Origin of the sequence: Streptomyces sp. NPDC058955 (assembly GCF_042741435.1) — a bacterium.
In the GTDB taxonomy this organism is placed as follows: Bacteria; Actinomycetota; Actinomycetes; order Streptomycetales; family Streptomycetaceae; genus Streptomyces.
In genome coordinates, this window is record NZ_JBHYKM010000011.1 from 64,419 (window position 1) to 73,383 (window position 8,965).

The 8,965-nt window shown below is 69.5% G+C and carries 8 protein-coding genes and 1 pseudogene; 4 read left to right on the top strand and 5 right to left on the bottom strand.

Going from position 1 to position 8,965, the window contains the following annotated elements; genetic code table 11:
• Positions 1-142: 142 nt before the first annotated feature.
• Genes ACFW1I_RS07530 through ACFW1I_RS07545 form a run of 4 tightly spaced genes read right to left on the bottom strand, consistent with a single transcriptional unit; the run spans position 143 to position 5,084 of the window.
• Entirely contained in the window at positions 143-910 is a 768-nt protein-coding gene (locus tag ACFW1I_RS07530) for a hypothetical protein (protein ID WP_384667028.1), read from the bottom strand.
• Complete coding sequence (locus tag ACFW1I_RS07535; protein ID WP_384667031.1) at positions 910-3,990, bottom strand: hypothetical protein; 3,081 nt, start codon at positions 3,988-3,990, stop codon at positions 910-912. The genes ACFW1I_RS07530 and ACFW1I_RS07535 overlap by 1 nt, the downstream gene beginning before the upstream one ends.
• Before the next feature lie 8 nt (positions 3,991-3,998).
• On the bottom strand, positions 3,999-4,520 hold the full coding sequence (locus ACFW1I_RS07540; RefSeq protein WP_384667035.1) for a DUF2690 domain-containing protein: 522 nt from the start codon (positions 4,518-4,520) through the stop codon (positions 3,999-4,001).
• 33 nt (positions 4,521-4,553) lie between these two features.
• On the bottom strand, positions 4,554-5,084 hold the full coding sequence (locus ACFW1I_RS07545; RefSeq protein WP_384667038.1) for a hypothetical protein: 531 nt from the start codon (positions 5,082-5,084) through the stop codon (positions 4,554-4,556).
• Between the two features lie 861 nt (positions 5,085-5,945).
• Here ACFW1I_RS07545 and ACFW1I_RS07550 point away from each other — a divergent pair.
• From ACFW1I_RS07550 to ACFW1I_RS07560, 3 genes and pseudogenes are all read left to right on the top strand, one after another.
• Positions 5,946-6,326 (top strand): annotated as a pseudogene (locus ACFW1I_RS07550) (helix-turn-helix transcriptional regulator); the annotation flags it as partial.
• 52 nt (positions 6,327-6,378) lie between these two features.
• Positions 6,379-7,164, top strand: a complete 786-nt coding sequence (locus ACFW1I_RS07555) for an AzlC family ABC transporter permease (protein ID WP_384667041.1) — start codon at positions 6,379-6,381, stop codon at positions 7,162-7,164.
• Positions 7,165-7,169: 5 nt separating this feature from the next.
• Complete coding sequence (locus ACFW1I_RS07560) at positions 7,170-7,487, top strand: AzlD domain-containing protein (RefSeq protein ID WP_384667126.1); 318 nt, start codon at positions 7,170-7,172, stop codon at positions 7,485-7,487.
• A 47-nt stretch (positions 7,488-7,534) separates the two neighbouring features.
• Here the strand turns inward: ACFW1I_RS07560 and ACFW1I_RS07565 are convergent, their stop codons facing one another.
• On the bottom strand, positions 7,535-8,485 hold the full coding sequence (locus ACFW1I_RS07565) for a hypothetical protein (protein WP_384667044.1): 951 nt from the start codon (positions 8,483-8,485) through the stop codon (positions 7,535-7,537).
• 79 nt (positions 8,486-8,564) lie between these two features.
• Here ACFW1I_RS07565 and ACFW1I_RS07570 point away from each other — a divergent pair, with 79 nt between their 5' ends.
• On the top strand, positions 8,565-8,759 hold the full coding sequence (locus ACFW1I_RS07570; protein WP_384667046.1) for a DUF3046 domain-containing protein: 195 nt from the start codon (positions 8,565-8,567) through the stop codon (positions 8,757-8,759).
• Positions 8,760-8,965: the final 206 nt, after the last annotated feature.

The following is an 8,965-nucleotide window of genomic DNA, read 5'->3' on the forward strand; positions in this document are numbered from 1 at the left end:
CCGCGCCGGGGCGCGCGGGTGGCGGCGCGCGCGCCCGCCCCTCCCCCGCCCGCCCCCAGCCTGGGGCTGGGAGCCCACCCCCCCCCCCCCCCCCCACGTCCGGGGACTTCGCTGACTGTTGAAGGGGACGGGCGACAAGCGGTCAAGGGGTCTCGGTGATTCCCCCGCCGCCCACTGATAGTTCGTACGTCCCGACCGACTCCGGCGTCGGGCCGGACCTCCGCAGGAGCGCGTGTGCACCCGCGGACACGAACAGGGAACTGACGACCTGACGGTTTTCCTTGACGTACAGGGCGTCGACCTGCCGCTTCGCTGTCTTGAGCCAGGCCGATGCGTCCTCGGAGTCCCACCTTGGGATTCCCGTGTCGATGCAGTCTTGCAGGAACGCCTCGGCCTGCCTCTGGTCGGCCTTCACCATGCAGCTGAACACCATGATGTCGCCCTGCTGCGTCGGAACGCCGGCGATGGCCATCCGACGCTCGCCGTCATGGGGTACGCCCCCGGAGAAATGCCACACCTTGCGACCTCGCGGTGCGTCGATCAGGCGTGGTTCGCCGAGAGGGATGTCCCATCGCGCGGCGAGGCCGGTCAGGAAGTCGTCCGCCCGGTAGCCGGGAGTGATGACCTTGCTCTCCCCCAGCTCCGGTGCTTGGTCGGCCGGTACGGCTCGGTCCGGCCAGTCCTCTGCCGACGGCGGCTTCTTGACTGCTGTGCTGGGGTCCGTCGTCGCGGCCGTGGAGGGTCGTGGAACGGACTGGGTCGGGGCGGGAGCCGCCGGTGTGCCGGCGGACCAGGAGACAGACCCAGGCTCGGCCGTCTCTTCGTGTCGTGTGCAGCCGACCAGGGTGGCGGCAACCACAAGAGTGACTGCCACCATGACCTGTCGGCGCAGCGAGTGCGCACTTTCCATCACTGTCCCATGTTGCAGTTGCCCCTGTCGGGGGCGCTCACGGGGACGAAAGCCACGGCATCGAAGGCGACGTTGGCATCCCCCGTTCCGCCGTCCGGATGGACGTTGTCCATCTCGACGCCGCCGCCCTTCCAGAAACGCCACGAGCCGAGCTTGAACCAGGAGTTCTTGCCCTGGGTACGGTTCGACTGGCTGATGTCGCAAGTGTCCGGTCCCAGCCCTTCCTTGTTGGGTCCGGGCTTGGTGGTATACCGAACGGTGGCCTGCGCTCCGTGGTTGGGCAGGTGGATCCACACGGTGAAGCGTTTGCCACCGGGCTTGTCCGCGGACGGCAAGTAGCCCGGATTGAGCTGCCAGCGCCCTGTGACCTTGTGGAAGTAGTCGGTCTTCGGATAGCTGTGCGTGAAGTACACGTGGCCGTTGTAGCCCGCACCGAGCTGATGGACGTCGATCTGCGCGATGTAAGGGGTGGCACGGAACGTACCGTCGTCGCGGTTCACGATGAGGTTGTCCCCGAACTGGAGCGAGAACTTGCCTTGTTCCCCGGACGGGTGATCTCCACAACCGTATACGTCCTCACGACCGTTGAGATCATCGATGACGATCGTGCCCGGTGTGCCGTCAGGCGTCGTCATGCAGGGTCCCGAGGGGTACTTGGCGACGAGTTCCGACTCGGGAGAGCCAACCGGGAACCTCAACTGCTCACGGGACGCGTTGGTCTCGTCCTGGCTAATGATCCAGGCGACGCTGCCGGCCCAGCGGCAGGTCTCGTTCATGGCCGGGCACGGGTTGGCCGTTCCCGGCGCGCAGTTGTTCACCGAGGGGGAGCAGAACAGGCCGTAGTTCGTCGGCAGGTTCAGCAGGGCCGTGGCGCCGGGGAAGTCGGGAACCATGTACGAGGGTTCCCAGTTCCACGTCTTGTGCGGGGTCTCCGCCCAGCCGAGGACCTTCTCCTGATAGGGCCACTTGGCGGGGTGCGCGGCGTCGTCGAACGTCGCTCGCAGGAACCCCTGCCGGTCCGGTGGGTACTGCGCGTTGGCCGGGTTGTTGAAGAAGCCCAGGCCCCGAGGCTCGGCGGGGTCGGTGTAAACGCCGCTGTTGTAGCCCCAGAGGGCCAGGTACCAGTTCTCGACCCACTGCGGGCTGCCGTCGTTGGCCTCCATGCCGAGCGCCTTGAGCTGGTTCCACTTCCCGGCGAGGATCTGCATACCGGCTGCGATGTTCGTGGCGTAGTCGGTTGCGATGGCCCCGGCCCGGATTGAGTCGAACTTCTCCGCGCCGTCGAACTCCCTCATGCCAGAGGTGACCTGGGCGATGCCGTAACCGCAGTCGGAACTCCCCTTGTTCGGGTAGCGGTGGATGCTCGCCCCGTTGCCGAACCAGTCGGCCTGGAGCACGTTGCCCGCAGTGCCGTTCACCGAGTGCCAGGACGCCTGCTTGAAGTTCGACTCCTGCGCAAGGATGCCGAGCACGACCTGTGCCGGGATATCACCACCGCCGGTCAGCACCGGCTTCGGGAACAGTCCCTGCGGGGAGAAGGCGGGCAGGCCAGTGTCGTGCCAGTTCGCCGGACGCTGGAGGGTGAGCGCGCCGTGTACGGCCTGGTCGACGGCCCACTCCACCTGGTTCGCGCTTGGCTGCTGCGCCTGCCGCTTGGGGTTGTTCCGCTTCACTAGGCAGGGGATCTCGAAGTTGTCAACCGTGGGTTTGTCGTATGTCCTCGTGCCACCAGAGATGCATCTCGCCTCCGGCTGGGCCTCGCCACAGCTGAGCGGCTCCACATCGTCCCGTGGCGCCGAGGCTGCTCCGAGTACCATCCCTCCGCTCGTGGCCGCACCGGAAACCGGGAAGGCCACGGGGACGCCTGGCGGTGACGCGGGCTGTGCGCTGGCCTTCTTGACAGGGTGGGCAGCGGCGTCGAACGCGATCGCCGCCTTGGCGCCCGTATTGACGGCCGTCGCCTGGACACGGATCAATCCGGCGGCCAGACCGTCGTCCGTGGCCTTCGCCTCCGGGGTGCTGAGAGGGGCTGTCACGCCCTTCAGTTCGTCCGAGATGATGGAGGTCGCGATCAGCCGACCCTCACGGGAGACGGCCGCGGGTGGGTCCGTGAAGGGCTGGGCCTTGAGGCCGGGCGCGCGTGAGGTGTCCACGCTGGCGACGTCTCCCACCACCAGGGAGCCACCCCTGCGGGGGAAGAGCTTGAGCTTCCCGATCTCGCCAGAGCCGAGTGGGGCGAGCTTTCCCTTGTGCCAGCGACCGATGACGCTCTTCTTGGCGCTCACGAACCCGATGTCGAGATTGCCACCGCCCGAGGACGTCAAAGCGAAGACCGGACCATTCAGCTCGGCCTGCTTCTGTGCCCGAGTACTTTTGCCGCGCCCTGTCAGCTTCACCAGATCGCCGTTGAGGACACCGTAGTCCCCATGAGGGGTGGGCAGCATGTGGGTGAGCTGGCCGGTGACCGTGCGGTCTGCGACGGCCTTACCCGTTGTCGCGTCCACCTCGATGACGGTGGTGTCTCCCGCGTCGGTGTCCGTGGCCGAGCTGGTGGAGAACAGCACTCGATCGTCCTCGCCACAGCCGGGCGAATAGTAGGAGAGCTGCACGCCCTGAGCGACTTCGGTGACCTTTCCGTCGCTCAGTCGCACCACGGCGGCGAACGCGCCGCGGTAGGAAGCCCCTGGCTTGTTCGTCCACAGGGACGGCATGTATACGGCGGCCGCGTATCGGCCCGTGCCGGTGGTGCATGTGTAGCCCGTCCATGGGCCCGCGTCGATGTCCTTGCGCCGCAGCGAGGTCACCTCTCGGAAGCGGTAACCCTCCCTCTCCGACGCCGTCACGATATGGAGGCCGTCCGAGTCGCCGGTGCCGCTGACGATCATGTCGTCGGAGCTCTCGTAGCCCTCACCGAGGTCCCGCTCCGGCGCGCTGAAGAGGATATTCGTAGTGGCGTCCGCTGCCTCGGCGGGTGTGGTCGAGCCCGTGAGCGGGATCAGTGCCATGGACGACGCGAATAGGCCGGTCACGGCTACCTGGGCTGCGAGCCGGCGCTGTGGCTTCCGTATGCGCTTCAGCATGTGTCCTCTCATTGCCAGGCCGTGCAGTCGCCGGTAAGTCGGAGCAAGTTGCCTTCGGGGCCTTCGTAGTTCAGGGGCGCCGGATCCCAGTGAGCTCCCACGTTGTTCCAGCAAGCCTTGTTGGTGCCCTGCCAGTTGCCCATCAGGGTGTGGGCCTGCGGGAGATCGCGGGACAGATACTTGGTCGTCCCGTGGGGCCATTGGGCGCCGCCTATCGTCGGAGTGCTCCACAGCTCCACGTACAACGACTCGTTCCCGGTGTAGGCGGGGTCGAGGGTGGCCCTCGCCCACACGGCGTGGCAGCTGTCCGAATAGACCAGCCGCACCTCGAGGTCATTGCCCTTGTTGAGCTGCGCAAGCAGCTCGGCGTCCCAGTCGCACCCGGCGACAAACGGATCCATGCCCTGGCAGCTCTCGGCGTAGCATCCCGGTTCGGTCTCGCCTGCCGACGCCTGCGGCGCCACGAGCATCTGGGAGAACCAGAGGAGCGCCAGCGCGCCCCCGATCCGTCCCCATTTTCTTCTGCGCATAGCACTCTCCTCGAGTGACACGACGGGATGGGGCTACCGGTAGATGTCGACGACGACGCGATTGGGCTGGGTCAACGTGAAGACGTTGTAGCGTGAGACGGGTCCGTCAAGGGTGATCCCGAAGTCGGTCGCCGGGGAGAACCCGAGGATGGAGCCAGTGGTGAACAGGAACTGGGTCGCCTTGACCGTCGGCAGGTTGAACGACTCCACGTGCGGGTTCGTCGCCAAGAAGTCTCCAGCCTCGGCGTTCTTGAAGCTCAGGAAGAGATACGAGGAACCTCGGGTGAGCATCTCCTTCGGCTCACCACCCGGAGTCATGTACGAGGGAGACGTGCCGTAGGTGGCCTCGACAGCCGGCAGAGGGCCGGCTCCCAGATCGAACACCACACGGTCGTAGCCGGTATGGGTTGCGGCGCGGACCCCGTCGACACAGATGTCTTCACAGACCTCCGCGGCATTCTGAGATGCCGCAGCCGCGGTCGTGGGAACGGAGCCGAGCGTCGCGAGGACGGCTAAGGCAGCCGGAATGACTAAGCGTGCGAGAGCACTTCGCGTAGCGCGCATGATTTCTTGTCCCTTCGAGCTGGAGGGGCGCAGACTACGTCAGGTACCTGCCATTCGAGCCGGGCGAGGCGGCTAGTACGTCACGTTTCACTATCCCAATGACGGGATTTGGCCACTTCGCAGAGCACGGTTTTCTGGCTCCAATCGCGTCAGAAGCCGCATCCCCACTGCTCTTGAAGCTTGCGGGTCGAGCAGATGTCTCGTCCGGGTGATCTTCCGGTCACGCGCGCACAAAGTCATTCCGTCTGGTAAGTAGGGGGTTTGGCCTCGTTTCGGGAGTGCCTGTTGTCGTTGCTGGATGTGTTCGAGTCCGTCCGTTTCAATCCGTCCGTCGTGTCGTGTGATTGTTTCGCTGGCGTGCATACCAACGCGACCGTCCGCCGGTAGCTGCAGACATGACGGGTGTGGAGCGAGCGGCCTGACTTCGAGGCCAGGGTGGGCAGCTTGGCGGCCATCTCGCCGCCACATACTGAACGGGATCCGTTGCCTGGCCAGGTGGAATCGCGTGGCGGGCGATGCCCGCAGACTCCCCGGTTGGGCCTGGGGCTACGCCAGACGTGATGCCGGTAGGAGTGTCCGCGCCAGCGTCAACAGTTGCCGATGGTCCGTGTCACGCGACGTGTCGCCGTCCGGCACGGCTGTCGGGCGCCGGTCGGCGTTGCATGTCCCTGACGTCCCCAGGAGGAACGACCGGCGCTGGAACGGTAGGGACTGCTGGGATCTCGACCAGATTCCGCGCGATCAGTCGCATCTGCGCGCTGAAGCATTGAGTGAGACGAATCGCCGCGGCCACGTTCCGGATGGATTCTTCAGTGACCAGGTCAGCCCCCCGTCTGCTGAAGGAATGGATGGTGCCCGACAGTCACCGCGCGGATGCTGCGCAGCCACGGCGGCCGGCTGCGGCCGCCGGCGCCGCGGAGCGCGGGGGCTCGGGACGCGGCGAGGGCCCGTGCCGTCCTGGAGGAGCGGATGGCCGAGCCGCCCACCCTGGAGCGGCTCGCCGCCGACCTCGGCACCAGCCCGTTCGCCCTGCTGAGGGCCTTCCGCGCCGAGTACGGCATGCCGCCGCACACCTGGCTCACCGACGCCCGGGTGCGCCGGGCCCGGCGGCTGCTGGATGCCGGGACGGCACCCGCCGAGGCCGCGGTCGCCGTCGGCTTCACGGACCAGCCCCATCTGAACCGGCACTTCACCCGGAGCGTCGGCGTCCCGCCCGGGGCCTACCAGCGGGCCCGCGGCCTGGGCCGCAAGAACGTACAAGACGCGCCGCCGGCCGCTCCGTAACGTCGGGCGCGTGGCAGAACAGACAGCACACCCCGCCACGCGGGACATACATGACGACCCGCCCGCCGACACGGCCGGAGCCGCCGATGGCGGCCGGAAGCCCGACGCGGCCGTGGTCAGGGACGCGCTCGGCGTCGGCGTCGCCGTCGGGCTCTCCGGCTTCGCCTTCGGCGTGACCTCGGCCGGTGCCGGGCTCACCCTCCTCCAGACCTGCGTGCTCAGCCTGCTCGTCTTCACGGGCGCCTCGCAGTTCGCCCTCGTCGGCGCCCTGGCCGGCGGCGGGAACCCGTTCACGGCCGCCGCGGGCGCCTTCTTCCTCGGCACCCGCAACGCCTTCTACGGGCTGCGCCTCTCCCAGCTCCTCTCCCTGCCGAGGCCGGTGAAGCCGTTCGCCGCGCAGTGGGTCATCGACGAGACCACCGCCGTCGCGCTCGCCCAGCCGGACCGCAGGTCCGCCCGGATCGGCTTCACCGTCACCGGGATCACCCTGTACGCCCTGTGGAACCTCACCACCCTGCTCGGGGCGCTCGGCGCCGAGGCCATCGGCGACACCGCCGCCTGGGGTCTCGACGCCGCCGGGCCGGCCGTCTTCCTCGCCCTCCTCGCCCCGATGCTGAGGTCCGCGACCGAGCGGGCCACCGCCGGCATCGCCGTCGTCCTCGGCCTGGGCCTGCTGCCCGTGCTGCCGGCCGGTGTCCCCGTCCTCGTCGCGGCGCTCGCCGCTCCGGCCGTCCTCTGGTTCCAGGGCCGCCGGGCACAGCGGAAGCCGGAACCGGACCAGGAGGCCGCTCGATGAACACCATGGACAGCACCCAGGTCTGGATCGCCATCGGCCTCACCGTCGCCGGCTGCTACCTGGTCAAGCTGGCCGGCCTGCTCGTGCCGGCCCAGACCCTGGAGCGGCCGCTCGTCCAGCGGCTCGCCGCGCTCCTCCCCGTCGCCCTGCTCGCGGCGCTCACCGCCCAGCAGACCTTCGGCACGGGCACCGCCCTCGCCCTGGACGCCCGCGCCGCCGGAGTCGGCGCCGCCGCGCTCGCGCTCGCCCTGCGCGCGCCCTTCCTCGTCGTGGTGGGCGCGGCCGTCGCCGTGACCGCGGGGGTACGGGCCCTCGGCGGCTGAACCGCCCCCACGGACGACCGACCCGGACCACGCGCGCGCGGCCCGGGTCAGTCGTCCAGCGACCGCCCGTACGCCCGGAGCGTGCGCAGGGCCTCGATCGTGACGATCGGCCGCCACTCCAGGGCCGAGCCCGGCGCCCAGGCCCGCCACCGGATCGGCCAGCCGCCGTCCTCGGCCTGCTCCGCCGTGAGGAAGTCCAGCGAGCGGGACAGCTCCTCGTCGGTGAACCAGCCCCGGGCCAGCGAGTCCGGCACGCGCGCGTAGTCGTGCGGGTAGTGGTGCTCGCCCGGCGCGTACCCGTCGGCCACCGGGAACTCCTCCGGCCGGTCCGGGTCCAGCACGGCGAGCCGCTGCTCGCGCACCAGCCGCCCGAGCCGGTCGGCCGCCGCCTCGGCCCGCGGCCGGTCCGGTGCCGAGTCGAGGAACGCCACCGCCGCCTGTACCTCGTACGGATGGGACTTCTCCAGCGACTCCACCGCCGCCCAGCAGAACTCGGTGGCCCGGAACAGCCAGGCGTGCCAGACCTGGTTGCGATGGAGGGTGCCCACCACCGGGCCCGTCGAGAGCAGCTCCCCGGGCGGGTCGTCCACGATCGGCACGAACGGCGCCGACGGATAGCCGCGCTGCGAGGGATGGATCGCCGGCAGTGCCCCCTCGTGCGTGGAGACCGCCGTCAGATAGCGGCAGATCCGCTCCACCCGCAGACCGCCGCAGCGCCCGATCGAGTCGAGGACCCGCAGCGCGTGGGCGGTGTGCAGCGGCTGGCTCACCGGACCCCGCAGATCCGGTTCGAGTCCGTGGCCGTAACCGCCGTCCTCGTCGAGGTACGCGGTCAGGGCCGCCTCCACCGGATCCGCGCCGCCGCGCAGGAAGTGGTAGGCGAAACGGCGCTGTTCCAGCACCCGGGCCGTCAGCCAGACGAACCGCTCGGCGCGGGCCAGCGGCGACCCGGGGGCCGGTGGCGGGGAGGTCGGGGAGGAGAGGGGTTTTTCGGCCATGTTCCGACCGTAGGGCGGAACCGCGCGGTGGCAAGCCCCAGCGGGCTGGCTGCACTCTTGGGAGCGGGATACTGGGGTCATGCGGTTGACGATTTTCTGGGAGCGGATGGCCGACCACTTCGGCTCCGGGTACGCGGACTCCTTCGCCCGCGACCACGTGCTGTCCGAGCTGGGCGGCCGGACCGTCCACGAGGCGCTGAACGCCGGCTGGGAGGCGAAGGACGTGTGGCGGGTGGTCTGCGCCGCGATGGACGTGCCCGCGGACAAGCGCTGAGCGGCGGACGGCGGCGATCCGCCGGGACCCGGTCGGAACGTCCGCCGGGTGCGCGAGACTGGCGGGGTGGCCCCGACTGACGAAACCGAGAAGACCACCCAGAAGACACCGGCGGCGCCCCCCCCCCCCCCCCCCCCCCCCCCCCCCCCCCCCCCCCCCCCCCCCGCCCCCCCCCGCCCCCCCCCCCCCGCGGCCCCGCCCCCCCC